The 23,345-nt window shown below is 35.5% G+C and carries 16 protein-coding genes; 10 read left to right on the forward strand and 6 right to left on the reverse strand.

Annotated elements, in window-relative coordinates:
* The first annotated feature begins 763 nt into the window (after positions 1-763).
* The 8 genes from HOO91_21295 (at position 764) to HOO91_21330 (ending at position 9,496) form a co-directional block, all read left to right on the forward strand.
* Positions 764-1,744: an endonuclease/exonuclease/phosphatase family protein gene (locus tag HOO91_21295; protein ID NOU20100.1), complete on the forward strand. Its 981-nt coding sequence runs from the start codon at positions 764-766 to the stop codon at positions 1,742-1,744.
* Between the two features lie 67 nt (positions 1,745-1,811).
* Positions 1,812-2,282 (forward strand): hypothetical protein, encoded by a 471-nt coding sequence (locus HOO91_21300; GenBank protein NOU20101.1) that lies wholly within the window; start codon positions 1,812-1,814, stop codon positions 2,280-2,282.
* A 130-nt stretch (positions 2,283-2,412) separates the two neighbouring features.
* A complete protein-coding gene (locus tag HOO91_21305; GenBank protein ID NOU20102.1) occupies positions 2,413-2,883 on the forward strand; it encodes a lysozyme in 471 nt (156 codons plus the stop codon).
* 102 nt (positions 2,884-2,985) lie between these two features.
* Positions 2,986-5,112 (forward strand): hypothetical protein, encoded by a 2,127-nt coding sequence (locus HOO91_21310; protein ID NOU20103.1) that lies wholly within the window; start codon positions 2,986-2,988, stop codon positions 5,110-5,112.
* Positions 5,113-5,298: 186 nt separating this feature from the next.
* Entirely contained in the window at positions 5,299-5,898 is a 600-nt protein-coding gene (locus HOO91_21315; GenBank protein ID NOU20104.1) for a hypothetical protein, read from the forward strand.
* Positions 5,899-6,035: 137 nt separating this feature from the next.
* Complete coding sequence (locus tag HOO91_21320) at positions 6,036-6,773, forward strand: hypothetical protein (protein ID NOU20105.1); 738 nt, start codon at positions 6,036-6,038, stop codon at positions 6,771-6,773.
* A gap of 95 nt (positions 6,774-6,868) precedes the next feature.
* Complete coding sequence (locus tag HOO91_21325) at positions 6,869-8,035, forward strand: FRG domain-containing protein (protein NOU20106.1); 1,167 nt, start codon at positions 6,869-6,871, stop codon at positions 8,033-8,035.
* Between the two features lie 987 nt (positions 8,036-9,022).
* Complete coding sequence (locus tag HOO91_21330) at positions 9,023-9,496, forward strand: lysozyme (GenBank protein ID NOU20107.1); 474 nt, start codon at positions 9,023-9,025, stop codon at positions 9,494-9,496.
* 83 nt (positions 9,497-9,579) lie between these two features.
* Here the strand turns inward: HOO91_21330 and HOO91_21335 are convergent, their stop codons facing one another.
* Positions 9,580-9,975 (reverse strand): LPP20 family lipoprotein, encoded by a 396-nt coding sequence (locus tag HOO91_21335; protein ID NOU20108.1) that lies wholly within the window; start codon positions 9,973-9,975, stop codon positions 9,580-9,582.
* Positions 9,976-10,188: 213 nt separating this feature from the next.
* Between HOO91_21335 and HOO91_21340 the strand changes: the two genes are divergently transcribed.
* Positions 10,189-11,478 carry an amidohydrolase family protein gene (locus HOO91_21340; protein ID NOU20109.1) on the forward strand — a complete coding sequence of 430 codons (1,290 nt, stop codon included), beginning with the start codon at positions 10,189-10,191 and terminating at the stop codon, positions 11,476-11,478.
* Positions 11,479-11,610: 132 nt separating this feature from the next.
* Here HOO91_21340 and HOO91_21345 read toward each other — a convergent pair whose 3' ends face one another.
* Positions 11,611-11,865, reverse strand: coding sequence for a hypothetical protein (locus HOO91_21345; GenBank protein NOU20110.1), 255 nt, complete (start codon positions 11,863-11,865; stop codon positions 11,611-11,613).
* Between the two features lie 298 nt (positions 11,866-12,163).
* Here HOO91_21345 and HOO91_21350 point away from each other — a divergent pair, with 298 nt between their 5' ends.
* Entirely contained in the window at positions 12,164-13,174 is a 1,011-nt protein-coding gene (locus tag HOO91_21350) for a hypothetical protein (GenBank protein ID NOU20111.1), read from the forward strand.
* A 314-nt stretch (positions 13,175-13,488) separates the two neighbouring features.
* Here HOO91_21350 and HOO91_21355 read toward each other — a convergent pair whose 3' ends face one another.
* The 4 genes from HOO91_21355 to HOO91_21370 form a co-directional block, all read right to left on the reverse strand.
* The gene (locus HOO91_21355; protein NOU20112.1) at positions 13,489-17,112 is read right to left on the reverse strand and encodes a hypothetical protein; all 3,624 of its coding nucleotides are present in this window, start codon (positions 17,110-17,112) and stop codon (positions 13,489-13,491) included.
* Positions 17,113-18,332: 1,220 nt separating this feature from the next.
* Positions 18,333-21,947 (reverse strand): hypothetical protein, encoded by a 3,615-nt coding sequence (locus tag HOO91_21360; GenBank protein ID NOU20113.1) that lies wholly within the window; start codon positions 21,945-21,947, stop codon positions 18,333-18,335.
* A 272-nt stretch (positions 21,948-22,219) separates the two neighbouring features.
* Positions 22,220-22,834: a hypothetical protein gene (locus tag HOO91_21365; GenBank protein ID NOU20114.1), complete on the reverse strand. Its 615-nt coding sequence runs from the start codon at positions 22,832-22,834 to the stop codon at positions 22,220-22,222.
* The gene (locus HOO91_21370) at positions 22,827-23,342 is read right to left on the reverse strand and encodes a sigma-70 family RNA polymerase sigma factor (protein NOU20115.1); all 516 of its coding nucleotides are present in this window, start codon (positions 23,340-23,342) and stop codon (positions 22,827-22,829) included. The genes HOO91_21365 and HOO91_21370 overlap by 8 nt, the downstream gene beginning before the upstream one ends.
* Positions 23,343-23,345: the final 3 nt, after the last annotated feature.

Consider the following 23,345-nt stretch of genomic DNA (forward strand, 5'->3'; position numbering starts at 1 on the left):
TGATTCCATTGTAAGCCAAACAAGGGAAATTGTTCGCCCTGGCCGAAAGCATGAAAGAAAAAAACGCCCAAAGAAACTCTACTATATGAATTACAAACCTTTATAGCTTAAGTCAACGACATTGAATTAAGAATTAATAATTCCGTTTAAGCGTAGCCCTCCAGCTACGCTTTTTTATTTTGCTTTCGCCCTAAAACCCAGATAAGAATGAAACTCTGTAAGACTACTCGTCAAAATCGAAAATATATTTTTTGTTATAATAACGTGAGTTCGATGTAAGAAATAAGATAATATGCTTATTTACAGAGATATATTATTATTTAGCGTGCTGATGGAAGGTTGGAATGATGGAATAATGGTAACAAGAGGTTAGATTCTTGCTTATATCTTCCATTATTCTATTATTCCAGTATTCCATTGTTTCAAATAAACTAAATTGGTTGATATATAGGTTAATACATTGTTTCTTACATCGAACTGACGTTATAATAATCAGACAAGAACAAACTCTTTGCCCAGTATTAGAGGGTTTAGAGTATAAACCATTCTCCCTCAGAATTATCGTATCACCCGAAAGGGTTATTTACAAGTGCTAATTCCTGACTTAACTTAGCTCTTAAAATAATATAGGAACATAAATGGCACAATTAATATTTCGCAGTATTGACCAGTTGTAATGACAAATACCGATATCACAAAGATAAAGTTGAGTATTGGCAAGGATTTCCAATAAAGACTTAAGTATAAATTAAACAGCTGACAAATGGCAAATATTAAAATTACCACATTTAACTGTGAGAATCTATATGGGCGTTACAGGTTTTTAGATAAACCATGGAATGAACGTCCTGATGGGTACGAAAGGCTAATCCAAGTCTCTGGCGTTATCTCCCTTAAACGAGGAAGGAAAGGGGCGATAGAACCAAAGAAAATTACTGAGAAGCAAAGAAAATCAACAGCGGAGGCAATACTAGCAACCTTGCCCGATATACTGGTCGTCCAAGAGATTGAGAATATTCAAACCCTGCGATTATTTAACTGTAAATACTGCAATGACTACTTTGACAGAATTATTTTGTTAGATGGGAACGATCCTAGGGGAATTGATGTTGGCGTTTTAATAAAAAGGGATTTTGATGCTGAAATCCTAAATATTAGAACGCATGCGGATGAAGCACTTGGAGGCAAAACTCTAAAATCATCATCGCGGTTAAATACCAAAAGCACTGCCGAAGCCATATTTTCTAGGGATTGTTTGGAGGTAGATATTAAGATAGACGGAAAAACCATCACCCTTTTAGTTAACCACTTTAAAGCGCAGGATGGGAAACCCTCCTCTACAAAGAAAAGGCAGGAGCAATCCAAAAAGGTAAAAGAAATTGCAGCAAGAGCAATTAACGAAGGCAAAATGCCAATAGTATTGGGTGATCTGAATATAGATATCAAGCAGAAAAACTACGATGGTTCACTTAACGAAATTTACAATTACGAAAAATTGGACGATCCATTTAAGAATAAACCAGAGGATGAGTTATGGTCGCATTACTATTCAAGCGATAATAAGGTAAGTAGGCTTGACTACATTCTGGTTGATAAAAAATTGAATGTTATTTCAACAGATTTTTTCAGAAATGGGTTGACTCCAGATTGTAAACAATATACAGGGACACGACTCGAATCAATGAAAGGGAACGATCTTGAAGCAAGCGATCATTGCCCCACCAGCGTGATTATTGATTTATAATGTATAAGATAAACGGAGATAGCCGAAAATCCTGAAAAGAGTAGGCAAGTACTAAAAATATCACACAATGAGAAATATTGTAACAAGAACAGAGTACGATAATAGGAAGCAAAACATCATGCAAAAGATTAAAGCTGATGGTGTAAGCGAAGCCGAGGCTGAGAGTACTGTTGAGACTAATCTACCAAAGTCAGAGAACTATCAAAGTAGGTTGCTAAAGTTAATCCCAACAGAGGTAATAGGTGTTTATATTTTTATTAGCGGACTACTTGAAGGGTACCAGGGAGGTAAATATACACTTCTATATTGGATCATTTTTGGGTTGCTATTTATTATCAATCCAATCTATCTCCGCTACGTAACCAATGTGAGAAACAAAAAACAGTTAGTTGTTTGCACTGTTGGATTCGCAGTTTGGGTACTCTCGCTAGGAAACTCTTTCATCATTATCGGCGGAGATGTTGTTTTCTCCAGGTTGCTCGGTTCTATAATCCTTGCTCTTTACACATTGGTTGTACCAATTTTCTTTAAAGATTAGCCGCTTACAGAGAGAGTACTAAAATATAAAAATAACAACTCGGCAGTATAAGAATGAGAACACCCTTTGATCAACTAATAACCGAACGACTTAATAACCAAAAACCCAATAACTCGACAACCAACAACTCATGCCAAAGATTACAACAATTTCGCAACGAGGGATTCAGCTTATCGAGCAGTTTGAATGCAGCGGTAACGTGAATAACTTCCTAAAAGCGTACTTATGTCCGGCAGGTGTCTGGACAATCGGTATCGGAACTACAGTTTATTCCAATGGGCAAAAGGTGAAGCAGGGCGATATATGTACCTCAGCGCAAGCCTATGATTATCTGCGCCACGATCTTGCTTTTACCGAGCGGCAGGTCGATTCGTACACCACCGATGCCATAAACCAGAATCAGTTTGATGCCTTGGTAAGTTTTGCCTACAACGTTGGAGTGAACGCCCTAAAATCATCAACTCTCCTAAAAAAGGTGAACGCTGATCCCAGCGACCTCTTTATCCGAAACGAGTTTATGCGGTGGGTTTACGGTGGAGGAAAAAAGCTACCTGGCTTAATTCGACGCAGGGAGGCGGAAGCGAATTTGTATTTTACATAAGACTAATCATAGTTTTTAGCTGTAATGATTATGAAGAAGTTTTTTTGACAAAATAAGTCATTGAATAAGTTTTCATTATTAAACCTAAAAAACCCAATCAAAATGAAAAAATTTAAAATTCTTCGTTTACTACTAATCATTCTATTTTTGAATGGTTGTGGGTTGATCTCCGGTTTGAAAGACTTAACTCAAACTGCAAATAACATTCTAGAAAACATTAACTCTATTACTAGCCAGATTGATTCAAAAGTTGAGAGTGGAGAAATTACTCAAGAACTTGCCGATTTAGTTGATGGTAGATTGGATAAACTAGCGGAGGTTATTGAATCAACCATTGAGAATGGAGGTGGATTTGTTTTCGATAGGGCAAATGGTACTATAGATAATGTCTTTCAAAATGTTTCCCTATTACTTGATCAAATAAAGACTGGAATTCTGGATGAATCACTTCCTAACATTATTGATCAAATATCCTTGCAGATGCAGAATAATATTAATCTTATCAGCTCAAATGTTGAAGATATTATTGTGTTAACTTTCGGGAATACATTCGTATTAGTCGATAAAGCTGTTAACTCAATAATAATTATTTCATCCGTTATTCTTCTTGCTATAGGCCTTTTGATTTTTGTAATTATGCTTTTCCGTAAGGATCGCTCACTTACAACTTTAAGAATTATCGGATTAGTTTTTATGGTTATCTACCTAGGGTTTTTTACTTCTATCATTTTTTCATCAAGGTTAAGGGGAAATATTATAGCTGGATTTGATTTTGGTAAAAAATACGATGGAATTAAACTTTCACCAAAGATCGCCAGTGTTTATCCAGAAACCTTCGTATTCGGGAAAAACGATAAAATTTTTCTATATGGAAAACACCTCAATAAAATAGATACGCTAAGAGTAGTCCTAAAAAGTGGAGAGCAAGTAAAATTTACTTTCCCAGCAAGTACAATTATTGTAAAATCGCAGAATCGAATTGTTCTGGGCAATTTTAAAAAAACTGTGAATTGGATTCTATTTCCGTACGAATCTTTCAAAACAGCGATAAATCCTGAGCTAAGAAGTCTTGTTTCCTCTCAGGGATACTTTAGATTTGCTGATGAAACGAACGATGTAATGTTTAGGAATGCAAGTACCACTGCAACTGCCGTTCACCCTATTGTACCCCATATTGCACCCACAACACCAAGTGTAATTACAGAAACACCCAGTACTGTAAGTTTAATTACAGGTTTACGTTATGCAACAAACCTGAATGTTTTTAGGGTTGACGAAAAGAATAATCAAAATGTATTAAGAGCAAACACAATATTGGGTGTCAATCAAGCAAATCGTTTGATAACTCAACTAAAAAGCTTCTTCCTTGAAAAATATTTACTACCAGAAGGGGATTATGGGATTGTTGCCTATAATTGTAGGGAAGAGATAGAATCACCACAGCTAATAACAATTTTTAACCCACCGCCACCAGCACCAAAACCCGATATTTATCCCATGGATTTGACTTGGACTGGGAATATTCAACCAGCAAACAAGGTTAAAACAACGTTAGATATTAAACTTGGTTTCTCTCATCCCGAGGAGATTAGTAGGGAGTTTAAGATCAGAATTACCTCTACTCCACCTACCACACCTATTGAAACTACAATTGGCAAGGGTGTTATTGCTGCAGCCCAAACGGCTAATCAGGCAATTGTCACCACCAGTTCCTTTTCAATTGACAACTCAGGGGAGTATCTCTTTAAAGTTGAAGTTGATCCGAATAACCTAATTAGTGAAAAGCGAGAGGATAACAATACTCTTCTGAAAAGATTAACGGTTCGTAAATACATCTATGATGTTACAGTAACCTATATATCATTCGAATCAACAAAAAATTTGGATAAAAGGCGGGATGAGTATAGAATTGATATTAGGACAACTGCCTCAGGGTATGCACCATGGGTAATAAACTATGATATGGATGGAGATCCTGGGAATATTTATCCAATCAGTAATTCAATGGAGTTTAGAAATCAACAACCAGGCAATGTAATTATTTTGAGTACATCTGGTTACGAAGAGGATAGTCCTGATCCCAATGACTATATGGGTGCATTTACTAAAGTAATTAATCTAAGTGAGAATCCAACTAGCAATTTAGACTTCCAAGAAAGAGAGTTTGTCTTGGTTGCAGCCCATTACAAAATTAAGGGCAAGTATATAATTAAGAGAAGGCTGCAATAGTGTTAACGAATATTTGATGCACAAACCTTAGAGCTTGTCTTTGGGTATAGTAAACATAGACAAACCTGAAGATAAGCTCTAATTATAACAGAAATTGATAGCAAAGAACCGTAATAAAATTGGGCAATGGGGTTTAAAGTATTGGAAGAACATAGCTAAAACAAACTATTAATCCATTAAATAATTATGCCATTAATTACTGCTGAATCGATTTATAATGCTTTGAAAAGAAAGAATTATAAAGTATTCGAAAAAGATAATAATCCCTATAACCTTAACATTATAGGGATAAGAAACGATAACCGACAACCCAACTCATTTGACGATTGGATTGTGGTAATGTGGAAATATGAGGGGAACTGGAGCATCATAGTTAATGAGGTCACAACCGATCCGGGATTATACTGGCTGCAACATCCCCAAAACCCATCAGGAACTGCAATCCTTAAGGAGGGACAGTACTCGGGTAGCCATAAAATAGGATTTCATAAAAACTATAAAGCATTACAGCAAGTGGGTGATTTAACTGTTTTACGCGACTATAATCTTGATGGAACCCTCGATTATGGAACTACAAAAGAGGAGACAGGAAATTACTTTGGTATCAACATCCATAGAGCAGTTTACAATGGACGCTCGATAACTGTTGATAAATGGTCGGCAGGATGTCAGGTATTTGCTAACTCGTTCGACTTCGATCAGTTTATGCTGCTCTGCGCCGAGGCTGCAAAGTACTGGGGCGATGTATTTACCTATACGCTGATAAATGTAAGGGATATTAAATAATAGTAAACCCCCAGTTCGACTTAGGCTCTGCCGAACATATCAAAACAGGCTATAGCCTGTTGCAATAATTGGACAAAGGCAAAGCCTTTGCTCAACGGGGGAGCAAAAACTAATTTAACATTAAACCGATTAATAATATGGAAGCAAAATCTGGCATTGAACTACTTATAAATGCTATGGCTGGTATACTAGTACCAATATCCATAGCATTTGTAGGTTATTGGTTTACTCGGCAAAAGGAAAAATCAGATGAACAGAAAAATGCGATTGACACATTTTCAACATATCTAGATGCTCTCTCAAGTGATAATCAACAAAAGCAGAAATATGCTCTTATTGCGCTACATTACTTAAAATTAAATAAAAAAATTCCCAAAGAATTAATGGACATTGTGGATGTTTTTGCTTCAAATACAAATTTGGAAGTAGCTTCGGCTGCTATGCTAGTTGATATGGCAAAAGATATTGATAAAGAAGATTTATCGCTACTTCAAGAATTGTTATTACCTGTTAAAATCCACTTAGATCGTACAAAGAATGCTTTTCGAATATGGATTTCAACTAAAGATCAAAAGCCAAATGAAAAGATTGAAGAGATGATTTATAGGAGTAACGTTTTTATTCGAGATTTGCTTATTGAAAAATGGTATTTAATTCCAGTACCCCTTCAAGAAGATGCATTGAAATTGATTGATCATTTTAATGATTGGACAGAAGTTTATTTTAAGTTAAGACCAGAAGGGAAAAGAATTGATGATCCAAAATATGTTTTTTCAGAAAATTTTGGTTTTCCTCAAGAAGCCGAACGTAATTTTATTGCGTATTATGAAAAAATAATCAATAATTCAACAGAACATTCCAATTGTGCAAGTTAGTCATCGACTATGTTTAAAACACCTGATTCAACAATTGTATATAGGGCATTTTAGAACAACAGGGTAACACATTTCAACTATTAAACTTAGACAGTATGTTTGAATTTAACAAAGACTATGTAATAGATGATATCAACATAGCAATAAACATATTAAATGAGGATCTAGATGAAGAAGTTCATTCATTTCCGCCTGTGCCTAATGCATTAAAAGATATTACCACAGGCATAAATAAAGGAAAACTAGATGAGAATATTAGAGTAAGGTATAAATTTCCTTATGGAATTTGGTTTAGAGGACAACCTAGATGTTGCTTTAATTTAGAACCAACCTTGTTTCGCGAAAAAGTTTATAAAGAGTTAGTATGTCGCGATAGAATTAAAAACACAAATTGTATTGATGGGATCAGAACCCTTTCATACTATACTGAAACTAGCATGCTTAAGCATTTTATGTTAAGATCAAATATCGACTATTTAAAAATTGACTCTACTCTTGATTGGCTTTGTTTAATGCAACATCATGGGATTCCAACAAGGTTGTTGGATTGGACAGAAAGTATTCTAATTGCTTTATATTTTGCCGTAAGAGAAAAAAATGAATGTGATGGATATATTTTTGCTCTTAATGGTGCAAGACTTAATAAAATTACAAGAATTGGAAAACCTAGGAAGGCTTTATGTACTCCCGATAGTGTTGATGTTGTTCTAAGAGCTGAACTATCGAATGCCCACAGTTTGAAAACTCTAATATCTAACTTAAGAAAGAAAAATCTATTGAATTATGTATGTGAAAATATAACAGATTTAGATCTTATCAAAAAATTAAAAGGATTTAAAACATATAATAATGATTTAGTACTGGAGGGAAATGTCAAGGATTTGATAGTCAAACTTTCATTACCAATTGCTTTTTTTCCTGCTCGAAAAAACGATAGGATGGCCAATCAACTTAGTGTATTTACTTTATCTGGCGGAAAGGCTTATGATAAAGAAATTGTAAAAAATTTCGGAAATTCAATTTTCTACGAACCTAAAGGTCTCGTTGAGTTAGATAATGAGATCAAGAATGAACCTAACTATCTGAGTAGAAAATTTTTAAAGTGCTTTAAAATCCCTGGAGATTCCAAATTAAAAATAAGAGAACAGTTAAAAAGAGTTGGAATTCATGATGGTAGCATGTATCCCGAGCTTGAATACCAAGCAAATTATATTAAAAAACAATGGAGAATTATTGAAGATGAAAATGGTGAATACATCTAATAATTGTTATAATAAGATTATGTTGATCATTTGACCTAGTCTAAACGCCAAAGTCAAAAATATCCAATCAAAATATAACCCTTCATAATAGCTGGAATACAACCCCACAAAGCGTAGCCTCCAAACTACGCTTTTTTTCTCCTTTCTTCACCAATATTAAAACAGCTGGAACAGTACGGCAAACACAACCACCAACCCGCAGCAGCCCCATCCAAAAACCAGCATGAAAAATACAATCGCCAGACTAAAATATCTTCACATAGTACAAACCCCATAAAAAACCGAGTGTTATTATAGTATTTTGCGATAATTTTTGTACCCCAAAAATATAACACACACCTAAAAAACCAGCACCCACGCAGCAAAGAGCAACAAGACATAAATACCTTGAAAACCCCAATACAATATTTAACGAAGAATCGAGCTAAGTGAAATAGTAAGATGTTTAATTTCAGGGCTATATAGAGATGGAATGATGGAGTAGATGGAGAATTTTAGCCAAAGTAATTATCAAATAATATAAGCTGAATTGATGCATAGCCGTTGATGCATTTGAGGTATGGTAGAATCAGTTTGTATCAAAAAATATGCTTTGAATTTGAAATATTGTATGGCTAAGAATAGATTCCCGCTCCAGTATGATTCTGATAGGCATATTCTATTCAATAAAATAAAGAAATTCACTATATTTTGGATAGTTTGTGTAAAAAAAATTAAGAGGAAAACCTGTTTAATGTCATTAAATCATGCTAGATGTGTGCAATTATGAGTTATAATTATAAAAAAATAGAATTTAGATGTATTTGGATTGTATTCCGATTAATGTAATAAAAAGAAAATCAATATGTGTTGTTATAGTGCTAATTTAAACTAAAAAATATTGCCCATTTAGCTATTTGAATTTGATGCAAAATGTGTTACATTAGTTCCAACGAACACGGTAAAAATTGGAAATTAGCATAAGCCTAATAGTAAATAATATATCATATGGCAAAAGTTGCATTAGTATCTCCAAAAGGTATTCAGCTGATTGAGCAGTTTGAATGCAGCGGTAATGTAGAGAATTACCTGAAAGCCTATAAATGCCCTGCAGGAGTGTGGACAATAGGTTTTGGAACTACAATTTACCCAAATGGCAAGAAAGTGAAGGAAGGCGATGTTTGTACAAGAGAACAGGCCTATCACTACTTGCGGAACGACCTAATTTATACCGAAGATCAAGTTGATGCTTTAACCATCGATTCTATTAATCAGAATCAGTTTGATTCCTTGATTAGTTTTGCCTACAACATTGGTATTGGTGCGTTAAGATCATCAATGCTGCTTAGAAAAGTTAACTCGAACCCAAATGATCCTTCGATTCGTAATGAATTCATTAAATGGATATTCGAGGATGCTTTGAGGTTGCCCGAATTAGTTGCAAGGCGAAATGCCGAAGCAGATTTGTATTTTAGCATCTAGTCTTGTGATATTTTCTACATATTTTCTCATTAACCTTGCACGTGTTGTTTGTAGCTGGGCAACAAGTGGAGGGTTATTGTGTCCTATTTTTTCCTTTTCATCTCAAGCAGCACATATACGGTAAACGTATCGCCAGCTTGCATATAGGCTTTTTTAACAACCCTTACATCGGATAAGTTCACGTTTACTATTTCTCGTTGAATAATCTCCTCGCTGATTTTACCATCAACCGAAGTCGATTTAATTTTAATATCCTTAACCTTTGCAGGTTCAACCTGTTCGGCTATTTGAAGATTTGCGCTAAGCATTGCTTTCGAATCTGCAATACCCATACTTCTTGATTTCCCCTCACCAACTCCATAAAACTTTTTGCTTGAAGTTGGTGGGTTGTTGAACCATGCTGGGATTGAATCAACAAAATCTTGTGCGCTTGAGCTAATTGCTACAAGTAGACATGCAATAAAAAGTAAATTCTTCATGGTGTTATTATTAGCGGATTAAATATTTACGATTAATGTTAACCATTTTAGCTAGTTAAGCATTCTAATAACAAGAAGCAAGCCAAAATTTAATTTTTATTCCGGAACCTGAAAGTGCCTTTTTTACTATAAGAACATTGGGGATTTATATGAATTTTGAATTACTTCAACTAAATTAGCAATATAAAAATTGATACACTTAAATTTATAGATATGGGAAACTATTACCGTTACGATGCGCATTGCCACATCTTTACATTGAAGTATATTATGAAGGAGGTGAAAAGCCTTTTGCACGATATACTTAACAGAACTTACCCATGGAAGGAGCCTAAAGTAGAAAAAGGATTACTCGGCTCCACAGGGAAATGGAAGGAAATTAAGAATTTACTCCGACAACTTTATGAGATAATCCGCTCTTCCTGTGGCTCAGAGGATGAAAACTTAGACTTCTTACTCGATGAAGCCAAAAAGGCTTTCCCTAATGATAGCTATAGAATTATCCCTTTGATGATGGATGTATTTTACATGCTTGCTTACCCACTCGATAAAGATGAGGAACCACAACTGATTAAAGGGTTAAAAGCTGCATCAGTAAACGAGAAAGAGTTTCAGGAGGCTTGGACTGATATACTTGAAGATTTTAAGGGTTATGTACAATCCCAAAACGCTACTCTTAGAGGTTCTAAAGGGGGAGGAGCGGATGTTAAAATCGATCAGGTATTAAAAATAATTGAGGAGGAAAAATCGGTTAAAGGGACACTTACGCTAAAAGCAAGTGCATTAAAATCAGCCGATACTCAACGATTCTACCATACCGATGGATATTGTTATCACATGGATAAGCTAATGGAACTAGTTGGAAACCGAAATGGTCAGCTATACCCATTTGTTGCCATCGATCCTCGGCGTCCTGGAATAATCGATACTCTTTTAAGTGGTAGCTTTTTCACTGGCGATAAACGGTTTTATGGAGTAAAACTTTACCCACGCATGGGTTACGATCCACAATGCAAGCCTTTGGATGCGGTTTATAAATACTGTAGCGATAATAGTATTCCCATTACTTACCATTGTGGAATGGGTGGATTTCCTCCAGGCACAGATTGGAAATACACTAAATATGGCAATCCGTTAAACTTTGAGCCAATAATTAAAAAATACCCTAACCTAAAAATCGATTTTGCCCACATGGGTAGCACCGATGATACCTACAAATGGGCAGAAACTGTTAGCCGATTGGTTAAGGAGAATGATAATGTTTATACTGATTTATCGTGCTATGTTAGTACCGATGAGCTAAAACCGATGATGAAATTTTGGAAAGATAATCCAAAGTTAAAGAATAGGCTGATGTTCGGAACCGACTTTGATGTTATGTACTTTACTGGTAAGGTTACAATGGAAAGTTACTATAACAATTTTAAATCAACCTTTACCGAGGATGAATTAAAATTCATAATGCACGATAACCCAATGAGTTTTATGGGAATTAAAGATTAGCCAAGTAATCAAAAAACCTCAGACTAATCTGTAGTCTGAGGTTTTGATTTTTATTTAATGAAGGGCTTTTAAACTATTTTACCTATCAGTTAAATTTCTTTTGTTGTATTATGGAAAATCTAATAACCTTGATTACCATTTATTCTGAGGACAGCTATCAATAATTTGCCGAACTTTTGCAGAAAGTATACAACCACAATCGGAGCATTTCAAACCCTCAATCTGTTTTATGCTATTATCGGGTAACATTTGTTTAAACATAGTTTCAACAGCAAATGGACACTCCGCACATATCCTAGCTCTTGATAAAGCAAGCTCCTCAATCTCTTTATTCTGAAAGGCGTAGTTCTTAAAACCCAAAACAATTGCCATGAACTTATTATCCATCACCTAATTCTTTAACTTGCGATTCTTAATGTGTAAAAATATTCTTTTTTACTTAAAAACATTCAACAGCTAATTTTTGCTTTTGTTTAGACGGTTGAATATCTTTATTTCAGATACTTGATATAACCTTATAGATTATTCTGATACTTTGCCATTTAGGTATATATGAATAAACATTTCCGAGATACTGAATGTCAGCGAATTTTTTTACGAATAATAACCGAAAGGGTTATATCATTTCTTATATTCAGTTTGTAAATTAGTAGTTTTATAGAAAAAACCTAAAACTTCAAAACAAATGACTCAGAAACTAAAAACAGCAGTTCTCCTAACAGGAGCAGCAGCGCGAATTTCTCAAGAAGTAGCAATGCTTGATAAACTGATGGATCTAAAGGGATGTGGACTTAAAATATCGCAGGATGATACGCTGGTTGCAGGATTTAGTTCAGGATCCCTAAACCTAGCAGCCATTAATGCTTGTTTTAGCACAGGAAGCCAACTTGGTTGGGATACCTACTACAAGCAAACGGTTTTATTTCCACTCACTAACAGCGATGTTTACAAAGTAAAATTCCCTCCTTTTGATACTACACCCTTACGCAATACAATTCAGAAATTTGTTGATAAGATGAATTGCAAAAAGGTAGGGGACTTGGCCTTTTACTCATACATAATTACCTTTTCGTATAGAGATATCAAAACGCTATGGGCATGCAGTCAAAACCCTGGCGATGAGTACCTGAATATCACCGATACCTTTATGTCATCCACTGCTATACCAATTCTATTCCCTTGGCAGGAGATAAGCTCTGAATCAGGGCAGCAGCGTGATTTCCCTAAGGGTCACTTTGCCGATGGTGGTACACACGGAACCTTTGATAGATTTGACACCTACTTAGGTCAATACGTAAGACAAAACGAGCCATTCGATAACATGTATATTATAAGCCCTATGCGCCAAACGGCAAAAGCTGAACGGGAGGAAATTATGGTGAAATTGAAAGAGCAAAAAATGGATGGCTTGGATCTTTCAGGGCTGATGGAGCATTTGAAAAATATTTCCATGAACACATTTATGGGATTCCTTAAAGCACTTAACGCTTGGACCTATAATGGGCAGAAAATGGCAAAGAATATTTACGTTAGCATTCCCCAAATGGATAAGAATTACCCCATTATTGATTTTGACCTTGAAAAGGAACAGTACGATGCAGTTACCGCATGGGTAGATGCTAATCCCGATAAACTAGCTATTCCAATTGACGAGTTTTTAAAGATGAATGAAGGTTTGATGGTTGAGGAGCAGTAAATTACTGTTTGGGATTTTATTAACCGCAAAGAGCACAAAGTGCAGCATAAAGGTTTAATTTACAATATTTTACTTAGAAAACCTTAGAGTTCCGAACTTTTTAAAAGGTTTGGAACTCTAGTTTTTAAGCGGCAGAGCCGAGTAATATTTGTAGCCCAAAACATAATCCTAGGAGATAAGATGCATCGCACCGAAATATCAAACCCAGCACATAAAACAATTGGCAAAAAAATTAAACGGAAAGGAGTATACCCTGCTAGCACGCCCTTACAACAATATCGCAATTTGCGATATATTATATCGAAATCACGTTACTATAACCTATCCATAACCTTTACAAGCTGCTCCCCAAATTGATTTTTGAAATCATCTATGTTTTTATAGGTTGTAGGGAAATGCCCTAACTTATCTAGTTTTTCTCGGAAGTTGAGCAGAGTTGTAAATTCATGTTTTAATTCGGTGGGATCAATAGTTGCTTTACTAAAGTAGGTGTAAATTAATGGCTTTCCCTTAGCTTTAAAGGATTCTAAAGCCACTTCGAACTCCTCATTAGTATATTTCCCAACCTTAGTATGGAAAAGGCTTACAAAAATATCACAAACTGCGATAGCTTTGTTATACTCATCCTGCAAGCGGGTTGCGGACATTGCATCAATAAAGTTTTCCCAAAGTATTAGTTTTAAGGAAATTCCTTTACTCTCATATTCATCTTTCTTGCGACTAATAAATATCTCAAACTCCCTTCTATCCTCCGATAGTTCAGAGGAGGATGCTAAAAAGATTTTTATCGTTTTCTTTTTTATTTCAAACTTAGGTTCAATAGGTTTTTTCTGCCCATCCCTATCGAAATCCTCGGGGAGAAATACCTCATCTATCATTTGGCGAATATCTACCCTTTGCTTGCCTATAGTGCAGAATATATCCCTTTCCCGTGCCTCAAGGTAGGTTTGTAAATCCTCATAAGCGTAATAGTTTGGTGTTTGGTGTTTTTCGCATACAGGGCAGTTGCAAACCACCATTTCGGAAAACTTAATGTATGGGAATGTACTTCTATGGATATGCTCAACCTCACGGCGTATATCACGTAGGAATCTTTGGCGTTTGTGAAGTTCTGTGCCATTTATGCGTATTCCAATGTACTTAATACCCTCCTGCGTTGTCTCGTGCTGTAGTACCTCTGCAATGCATCCAGCCTCACGGAAAAGAGCACCCGTAAGCCATACTTTTCCCTCCTCAATGTACTCGTGCATACGGACAATTAAACGGCTAAGTAGCCCCTCGGGCATAAAGGGGTACTGGTATCGGAAACGCAAACTATTTGATGTTTCAAAATCATAATCAGGTCTTCTATCCGGCAGTTTCAATGGAACAATATAGTAACCCGGCTTACTTTCCAGAGGGTAGCACACCTCAAAGCGGTTCTTTAGCATCAGGTTTAGTAGGTAGTTACACTCCGTTCGGGTGTAGGCCAGTTTATGTTTTTTATCACAAACTTTCTTCTGCCAGTGATCGTAAAGATGGTCTTTATGAAACTGCCCATTTCCATCAATAATTATGGAATCGCTTAGGGCATCGTAAATAGCATGGATAATCCAGTTAGGGTCTAGGAAAACAGTGTTTTGTAGGGTTTCATCATTATAATTTACAACAAAGCCTATTTTGTGGAAGTAGTCGAGAAGAAATCGGACTTCTTTTGCCTCTTCAAGCCCGTTTTGGTAACATATTTCTTCGAATTCATCTAGGGTAATATGTTTTTTGGGTTGTAATTTCTCTATCTCTTCTCGAATCGGTCTCCAAGGTTTTAGTGTTTGCTGGCCAACTATTGGTAGTTTCGATAGATTATCTGCCAATTCATTTATTAGGTTATCCCACCTATGGTTTAGGTTTCCGAAATTAATCTCGCCAAAATCTAGAATTTTCAGATTTGGGAAGGTCTCTTTGTAAAGCTTAGCATCGAAAGGTACAACGGTTTCCTGTCCCTTGTGCCTGTTAAGTAGTACCAGAATAGGGCTGTTTTTGCCCAATAACCCTATAATATGAAACCAGTACTCGTATCGGGTATTGCCACTGCGCCCATCGGTTAGTAGAATATACACCGAATCATCGGTTAGGAAGTACTGGTGTAGCATATATTGTATATCCTGCCCGCCAAAATCCCATATATGCGCTTTTATTTCTGGCAAACCCTCTAAAGGATGTTTGAATGACCTGTTAGGCTTTATTTCTACACCCAACGTTGAGGGTTGAGAATTTTCAGGCGAAGGAACTGGGTGTTTTGGGTTGAATAGCAGCTCCATTAGGGTGGTTTTACCTGCACCTGGTTCACCCACAATAAGTACTTTGGCTTCGTAAGCCTTTTCCGTTTCATACTTTTCCGCCTGTCTAAAGTATTCATGTATGGCTTCAATCCCCCCATCCACAATCTCTTTGGGGGGAATTATAATAGGATTCTCACTTAAATAGAGCGAAGTGATGCCCTTGAGCTCCTTAAGAAATGAGACATCGCTTAAATTATTGTTCCTTAAATCGAGCGAAGTGATGCCCTTGAGCTCCTTAAGAAATGAGACATCGCTTAAATCATTGTTACCTAAACTGAGAGAGGTAATTTCTGTGTTATCTTTCAGAAAAGAAATATCTTTTAAATGGTTGTTGCTTAAGTCAAGTGAAGTAATTCCTCTGTTATCTTTCAGAAAAGAAACATCGTTTAAATGGTTGTTGCTTAAGTCAAGTGAAATGAGTTTTTTGTGGTCTCTTAGAAATGAAATGTCGCCTAAATTATTTGAGCTTAAAGATAATATTGTCAGACCTTTGAATTCTTTGAGAAATGAAATATCATTTAATTTATTTCCCCTTAAATAGAGCATAGAGAGATCTTTATTCTCTTTAAGAAAAGAAACATCTTTTAAATTATTGAAACTTAAATCCAACGCAGTAAGTTTTTTGAATCCCTTTAGTAATCTAATATCACTTAAATTGTTCCCCTTTAAATCAAGAAAATTAAGATGCTCAAGATCTCTTAAAAAGGAATAATCATCTATTTGTTTATTAAAATTTAAATTGAGCCCGGAGAGTCCCTTTAATTTCCTTAGAAATGAAACATTATTTAAATTATTCTTTCCTAAATAGAGTGAATTAAGACTGTCGATCTCTATAAGAGGAGAAATATCACTTAACTTGTTGTTACATAAATCGATATCTGTTAGCCATTTAAGTTCTTTGAGAAATGATATTTCAGTTAAATCATTGGCATTTAAGTAGATTTTAGTTAATTTTTTGAGTTCCTTAAGAAAGGAATAATCCTTAATTTGACTATTGTTTGTTAAATAGAGCGTATCAAGTTCTTTAAGGTCTTTTAGAAAAGATATATCGCTCAACATATTTCCCCTTAAGCAGAGAATAGAAAGTTTTTTGAATTTTTTCAGGAAAGAATAATCTAGAATTTTTGAATCACTTAAATAAAGTGCTTTAAGACCTTCAAGTTCCGATAAAAATGAAACATCTTTTAGATTATTTCCCCTTAAATCAAGTACAGTAAGATTTTTAAGTTTTTTCAGGAATGAATAGTCTCTGATTTGCTCATTGTTACTTAAATCAAGCATGGTAAGTTCTTTGAATTCCTGGATAAATGATATGTCGTTTAAAGACATATTTCTAAGTTGCAATTCTTTAAGATGCTGGAATTCAGAAATAAAATTGTCGGGGAGAAGGGATAAAGATAAGAAATTGAGAGCCAATCCGGTTACGTTACTTTCTTTATTTATACTATAATTACGTGTTCCTTTAAAAAAATATTCAACATGATCAATTTCTGATATACTTATATAAAATAATGGAATAGTGTAGAATTTATTTTGAGTTGCTAGTTTCTCAATTGGCACTTGGTGTAGTTTAAACCCAAAGGTTTCTTCTATAAAGTGGATACGTTCAAGGTCGGTCATGGTGTGCGGGTAGTATGGTTATTATAATTTTTGTTTAAAAGGGTGCTACGCAATGTAAACAATAATGTTGAAATTTTAATGTGGGGTTGGGGGAATTTAACCGCAAAGGGGCGCAAAGATTAACCGCAAAGGTCGCAGAGTTTGAGCGTAAAGGGGAACAAGGGTTAAATTAAACCCTAGAGTTCCGAACTTTTTAAAAGTTCGGAACTCTTACCAAAATTACAGTACAAAGGTTTAATCTATAATATTTGCCATAGCCACATATATAACACTATCAAGCGGAGTGTTAAAAATGATAACGTATTTAAAAAAATGTTCGTTCTTTTCTAGCAACGTAGTTGCGTAATATTTGTAGAAAAAAAACGCATTATGTATTTAAGCTCCGTAGGAGCGAAATATAAATCAATGTATCATATGTCGCTCCTACGGAGCTTAAAAATTGACATTATTTATTCTCTACCAATATTTCGTTCCTATGGAACTTTTTAGGGACGATAAAAAAAATGAAAAGGGTTGAATTTTTAGCAACCCAATTGTCAGAATTCAAATACCATTCATCCCATCCCCTTTACCAATATCCCCATCGGGGCGAAATATTGGTAAAAGCATAAAACCATTCCTAAAAACAAATCCTGTAGGGATGAAATACAAATAAAATATCATTATTAACCGAGAAAAAATCCAAAATCAATAGGTCGCAGCGATGCTGCTTCCAGCTAAAACATCATAATCTATTCTACAAATAGTTCGCAGCGATGCTGCTTTTTAAAAAGCATAAAACCATTCCTAAAAACAAATCCTGTAGGGATGAAATACAAATAAAATATCATTATTAACTGAGAAAAAATCCAAAATCAATAGGTCTCAGCGATGCTGCTTCCAGCTAAAACATCATAATCTATTCTACAAATAGGTCGCAGCAATACTGCTTTTTAAAGTCGCAGTGCGACGACCTATTTGTAGTAATTTTAATTAAACCGAAAATCAAGCCCCGTAAGGGGTGATCTATATATTAAATGTAGTAATATCAAGTATTTCATGAATTATATAATATTTTAGTTGTACAGTAATGATAAAAGGATACTAAATGAATGACTTGCTATTGTAAGCTAATTGGAGGGGTTAATAAAGCCAAGAGTTCCGAACTTTTTAAAAGTTCGGAACTCTTACTAATACAATACAACAACATTTCTTTTATGTTCTTTCTGAACCCTTCGTGTCTATAGCCTTTCCATTACTTTTTCGAGCTGCTCCACAAACTTATTCTTCAAATCATCTATGTTGTTATAAATTGTATGGAAATGCCCTAAGTCGCTAAGTTTTTGCTTGAAATTTAAAAGCGTGATTATTTCGGGGGTAATTTTACTTATGTTTACTGCTGTATCGTTGAAGAAGGTGTAAGCTAATGGCTTTCCATTGCTTTTAAAATTACCAAAAGCTTTTTCGAACTCCTCATTAGTATTTTTCCCAACTTTGATATGGAAGAGGCTTACAAAAATATCACAAACTGCGATAGCTTTGTTATACTCTTCTTGCAGGCGGTTTGCGGGCATTGTATCAATAAAGTCTTCACATACTACCAACTTTAAGAATATTCCTTGCTTCTGATATTCTTTGTTTTTGCGATTAATGAATATTTCAAACTCCTTTCTATCCTTCGATAGTTCAAAGGAGGAGGCTAAAAATATTTTTATGGTTTTCTTTTTTATCTCAGGTTTTGGCGCAATAAGTTTTTTTTGTCCGTCCTTGTCGAAATCCTCGGGGAGATATACTTCATCAATCATTCGGCGAATATCAACCTTTTGTTTGCCCACTGTGCAGAATATCTCCTTTTCCTTTTCATCTAGGTATGTTTGCAAATTCTCATAAGCGTAGGAGTTTGGCGTTTGGTGATTTTTGCATACAGGGCAGTTACAAACCACCATCTCGGAGTACTTAATGTATGGGAATGTACTTCTATGAATATGCTCTATTTCACGGCGTATGTTGCGCAGGAATCTTTGGCATTTGTATAGTTCTGCTCCATTGATGCTAATCCCAATGTATTTAGCACCTTCCTGCGCTGTTTCATGTTGCAGTACCACTGCTTTGCACCCATCCTCATGGAATATGGCTCCTGTAAGCCACACCTTTTCCTCCTCAATATACTCGTGCATACGTACAATTAAACGGCTAAGCAACCCCTCGGGTATAAAGGGGTACAGGTAACGGAAACGCAAACTATTTGGTGCTCCAAATTCGTGTTCAGGTTTTCTATTTGGCAGTTTCGTCGGAACAATGTAGTAACTTGGTTTGCTCTCCAGTGGGTAACATACCTCAAAATGGTTCTTTAGCATTAAATTTAGAAGGTAGTTGCATTCATCTTGTGAATAGGCTTTTGTATGTTTCTTATCACAAGGATTGCTTTGCCAGTGCTCGTAAAGCTGGTCTTTTTTAAACTTACCATTTTTATTAATAATTACAGCATCGCTTAGGACATCGTAAATAGCATGGGTAATCCAGTTAGGGTCTAGGAAAACGGTGTTTTGCAGGGTCTCCTCCTCGAAGTTTAGCACAAAGCCTATTTTATGTAAGTAGTTGAGAAGAAACCGAGCGTCTCTTTGCTCTTCTAGCCCATTACGGTAACAAATTTCATCGAAATCCTCTAGGAGAATATATTTTTTTGGTCGTAATTTTTCAATCTCTTCACGAATTGTTTTCCATGGCTTAAGTGTTTGCTGACCAACAATTGGTAATTTAGATAGATTAAATGCCAATTCGTTTATAAGATCATCCCACCTGTGGTCTAGATTTCCTAAATCAATCTCTCCTAAATCTAGAATTTTCAGATTTGGGAAGGTCTCTTTATACAGCTTGGCATCGAAGGGTATAACGGCATTCTGCCCTCTGTGCCTGTTTAGAAGCACCAGTATAGGGCTGTTTTTGCCCGATAAATTTATTACATGAAACCAATACTCGTAATGGGCACTATCGGTACTCTCATCGGCTAGCAGAATATACATACAGTCATCGGTAAGGAAGTACTGGTGAAGCATGTGTTGAATATCCTGTCCGCCGAAATCCCATATATGTGTTTTAATATCGGGTAATTTTTTATCGGGATGTTTAAATAATCTGTCAGGCTTTATCACAACACCCAACGTTGAGGGTTGTGCGCTTTCGGGTGAAGGAACGGGATGTTTTGAGTTAAATAGCAACTCCATTAGGGTGGTTTTGCCTACGCCCGACTCACCAACAATAAGTATTTTGGCTTCGTAAGCCTTTTCAATTTCATATTTTTCGGACTGCCTAAAATACTCCTGTATTGCCTCAATCCCACCATCCACAATACTTATAGGCGGGTTTACTATAGGATTGTCGCTTAAATCGAGCGAAGTAATTCCCTTAAGTTCCTTAAGAAACGATACATCGCTTAAGGTATTGTTTCTTAAATCGAGCGAAGTAATTCCCTTAAGTTCCTTAAGAAACGATACATCGCTTAAGGTATTGGAACTTAAATATAGGGAAGCGATTCCCTTTAGCTCCCGAAGAAACGATACATCGCTTAAATTATTGTCGCTTAAATCGAGCGAAGTTATTCCCTTTAACTCACTAAGGAACGATACATCGCTTAAGGTATTGTTCCTTAAATCGAGCGAAGTTATTCCCTTTAACTCCTTAAGAGATGAGACATCATTTAAATTATTTTCACTTAAATATAGCGAAGTAATTCCCTTTAGCTCCCTAAGAAAGGATACATCGCTTAAGGTATTGTTCCTTAAATCGAGCGAAGTAATTCCCTTTAGCTCCCTAAGAAAGGATACATCGCTTAAGGTATTGTTCCTTAAATCGAGCGAAGTAATTCCCTTTAGCTCCCTAAGAAATGATACATCGCTTAGCTTATTGAAACTTAAATATAGCGAAGTTATTCCCTTTAACTCTCTAAGAAAAGAGACATCGATTAAACTATTGGAACTTAAATTTAGCGAAGTAATTCCCTTTAGCTCCCTAAGAAACGATACATCGCTTAACCTACTGGAACTTAAATATAGCGAAGTAATTCCCTTAAGCTCCCTAAGAAACGATACATCGCCTAGAATATTGGAGCTTAAATCGAGCGAAGTAATTCCCTTAAGCTCCCTAAGAAACGATACATCGCCTAGAATATTGGAGCTTAAATCGAGCGAAGTAATTCCCTTAAGCTCCCTAAGAAACGATACATCGCTTAAAATGTTGGAATTTAAGTTTAGCGAAGTAATTCCCTTAAGCTCCCTAAGAAACGATACATCGCTTAAAATATTGGAATTTAAGTTTAGCGAAGTAATTCCCTTAAGCTCCTTAAGAAACGATACATCGCGTAAAATGTTGGAGCTTAAATTTAGCGAAGTTAACCCCTTAAATTCCCTAAGAAACGATACATCGCTTAAATTATTGGAGCTTAAATTTAGCGAAGTTAACCCCTTAAACTCCCTAAGAAACGATGCATCGCTTAAATTATTGGAACTTAAATCGAGCAAAGTAATGTTCTTGAGTTCTTTAAGAAATGAGACATCGCTTAAAAGAACATTTTTAAGCCTTAGGTGTTTGAGAAACCGAAAGCCAGATAAAAAATTTTCAGGGAGTAAATAATAGGGTGAAAAATCGAGGGCAAGACCAATGACATTGCCGTTAGAATCTGTGCTATAATTACGGGTTCCTTTGTAAAAAAAATTCTCATCCTCAATGTCCGAAAGACTATAGAATATTAGGGATACAGTATAAAAATTTTTTTCGGTTGCCAACTTCTCAATCGGCACATGGTATAGCTTAAAACCAAAGGTTTTTTCTATAAAATGGATACGTTCAAGATCGGTCATGGTGTGCGGGTAGTATGGTTAATGTAATTTATATTTAAATAAGGTACTACGCAATGTAATCAATAATGGTAGAATTTTAATGTGGGATTTGGGAAATGGTGTAGGGTTATTTATAAAATGTTAACCACCAAGGGCACAAAGTAAAGCTCAAAGATTCATTCTATGATTTTTTTCTTAGCCACATATATAACACGGTCAGGGTTCAAAACCATGGCCGTGTTTGTAATATACCAATATCTTTCTTGTGTTATTTGTGGTTACAATTGCAGATTTTATCTCTCCGAACTCAAGCTCTCTTTGGCTTTTGTTAGCTCATCAATTAGCGGTGTAACCTCCCTTTTTATTCTCCAAACTCTTATCCTGTATCCTATAAAGGTGAAAACAACTAATGAGGTGTTTTCAATTAGGAGTAGTAAAAGTAACTCTTTGGCCGTTGAATCAGCTGATGCACCTATTAGCATTAGGTTTAAGCCAAAGGCCATGGATATGAAGAAAATCAGAAATGGTTTCCTGAAAATTGCATTTTGTTTTTGGAGAAGGTTTATTGTTTGATTGGTAAATTCAAGGCTTCCGTAAGTGAAATTAAGTTTTGAGGTGTTAAATTGATTTTTTAGGTAGTAGATCATAAATACCACAATACTTAGGAAAATAATCGTAAAACCAATGTAGGCAAATATTGAAATAGCTTTTGATTTTGGGAATAGAGTGAACATCAGGATTAGGAGGGAACTTATTACAATAACTTTAATAATGTTAATCCTACTCTGAGTGTTTTCCAATGACTTTAGTTTTTTCATAAGTGTGTCGGGGCTAGTTTGTTTGGCATCATTTACTGCCCTATCGCCCTTCGTCATCCATATTTTTTGAAGTTCGGCTATATCATTCATGGTTACTCTCGTTTAGCATTGTAAAAAGTCTTTTCTTAATTCTATTCACCTTAACTCCAACATAGTTAGGGGATATTCCCACAATCTCCGAAACCTGTTCGTACGACAGATCCTCAAGTATCATTGTTATTATTAGCCTATCCTCCTTATCGAGTTTTGAGATACAAAGGGCAAGTTTGTTCAATTGTTCCTCTTTAGCCCTGTAATCATCTGAATCTGTTCCATCAATTGGATTTGATTCGTAAAGAGAAACTTTTGCTCTTTGGTAGGTTTTTGTTTTCTTGTTGTGTATAAGTGCCGTATTTACGGCAACCTTATAAATCCAAGTCCCAATCTGCGATTCGCCCCTAAACCGATCTATACTATTCCAGATATTAATCATTATCTCCTGAAACAGATCGTCAACCTGCTCTTTCTCATATATATAACCGTAACAGATACGATATATTTTACTCCTAAAAGATTTGTATATATCAGAGAAAAGCCTCTCTTTTTCGTTTAAATCCATCGT

The organism is Bacteroidales bacterium (genome assembly GCA_013141385.1).
Classification (GTDB): Bacteria; Bacteroidota; Bacteroidia; order Bacteroidales; family Tenuifilaceae; genus UBA8529.

What these genes read in the sequence shown, in the direction of transcription:
- HOO91_21330 (NOU20107.1), top strand. Translation starts at nt 9,023, where the DNA reads ATGGCAAAAGTTGCATTAGTATCTCCAAAAGGTATTCAGCTGATTGAG.
- HOO91_21310 (NOU20103.1), top strand. Translation starts at nt 2,986, where the DNA reads ATGAAAAAATTTAAAATTCTTCGTTTACTACTAATCATTCTATTTTTG.
- HOO91_21335 (NOU20108.1), bottom strand. Translation starts at nt 9,975, where the DNA reads ATGAAGAATTTACTTTTTATTGCATGTCTACTTGTAGCAATTAGCTCA.
- HOO91_21315 (NOU20104.1), top strand. Translation starts at nt 5,299, where the DNA reads ATGCCATTAATTACTGCTGAATCGATTTATAATGCTTTGAAAAGAAAG.
- HOO91_21325 (NOU20106.1), top strand. Translation starts at nt 6,869, where the DNA reads ATGTTTGAATTTAACAAAGACTATGTAATAGATGATATCAACATAGCA.
- HOO91_21305 (NOU20102.1), top strand. Translation starts at nt 2,413, where the DNA reads ATGCCAAAGATTACAACAATTTCGCAACGAGGGATTCAGCTTATCGAG.
- HOO91_21340 (NOU20109.1), top strand. Translation starts at nt 10,189, where the DNA reads ATGGGAAACTATTACCGTTACGATGCGCATTGCCACATCTTTACATTG.
- HOO91_21360 (NOU20113.1), bottom strand. Translation starts at nt 21,947, where the DNA reads ATGACCGATCTTGAACGTATCCATTTTATAGAAAAAACCTTTGGTTTT.
- HOO91_21350 (NOU20111.1), top strand. Translation starts at nt 12,164, where the DNA reads ATGACTCAGAAACTAAAAACAGCAGTTCTCCTAACAGGAGCAGCAGCG.
- HOO91_21345 (NOU20110.1), bottom strand. Translation starts at nt 11,865, where the DNA reads ATGGATAATAAGTTCATGGCAATTGTTTTGGGTTTTAAGAACTACGCC.
- HOO91_21365 (NOU20114.1), bottom strand. Translation starts at nt 22,834, where the DNA reads ATGAATGATATAGCCGAACTTCAAAAAATATGGATGACGAAGGGCGAT.
- HOO91_21370 (NOU20115.1), bottom strand. Translation starts at nt 23,342, where the DNA reads ATGGATTTAAACGAAAAAGAGAGGCTTTTCTCTGATATATACAAATCT.
- HOO91_21300 (NOU20101.1), top strand. Translation starts at nt 1,812, where the DNA reads ATGAGAAATATTGTAACAAGAACAGAGTACGATAATAGGAAGCAAAAC.
- HOO91_21320 (NOU20105.1), top strand. Translation starts at nt 6,036, where the DNA reads ATGGAAGCAAAATCTGGCATTGAACTACTTATAAATGCTATGGCTGGT.
- HOO91_21295 (NOU20100.1), top strand. Translation starts at nt 764, where the DNA reads ATGGCAAATATTAAAATTACCACATTTAACTGTGAGAATCTATATGGG.
- HOO91_21355 (NOU20112.1), bottom strand. Translation starts at nt 17,112, where the DNA reads ATGACCGACCTTGAACGTATCCACTTTATAGAAGAAACCTTTGGGTTT.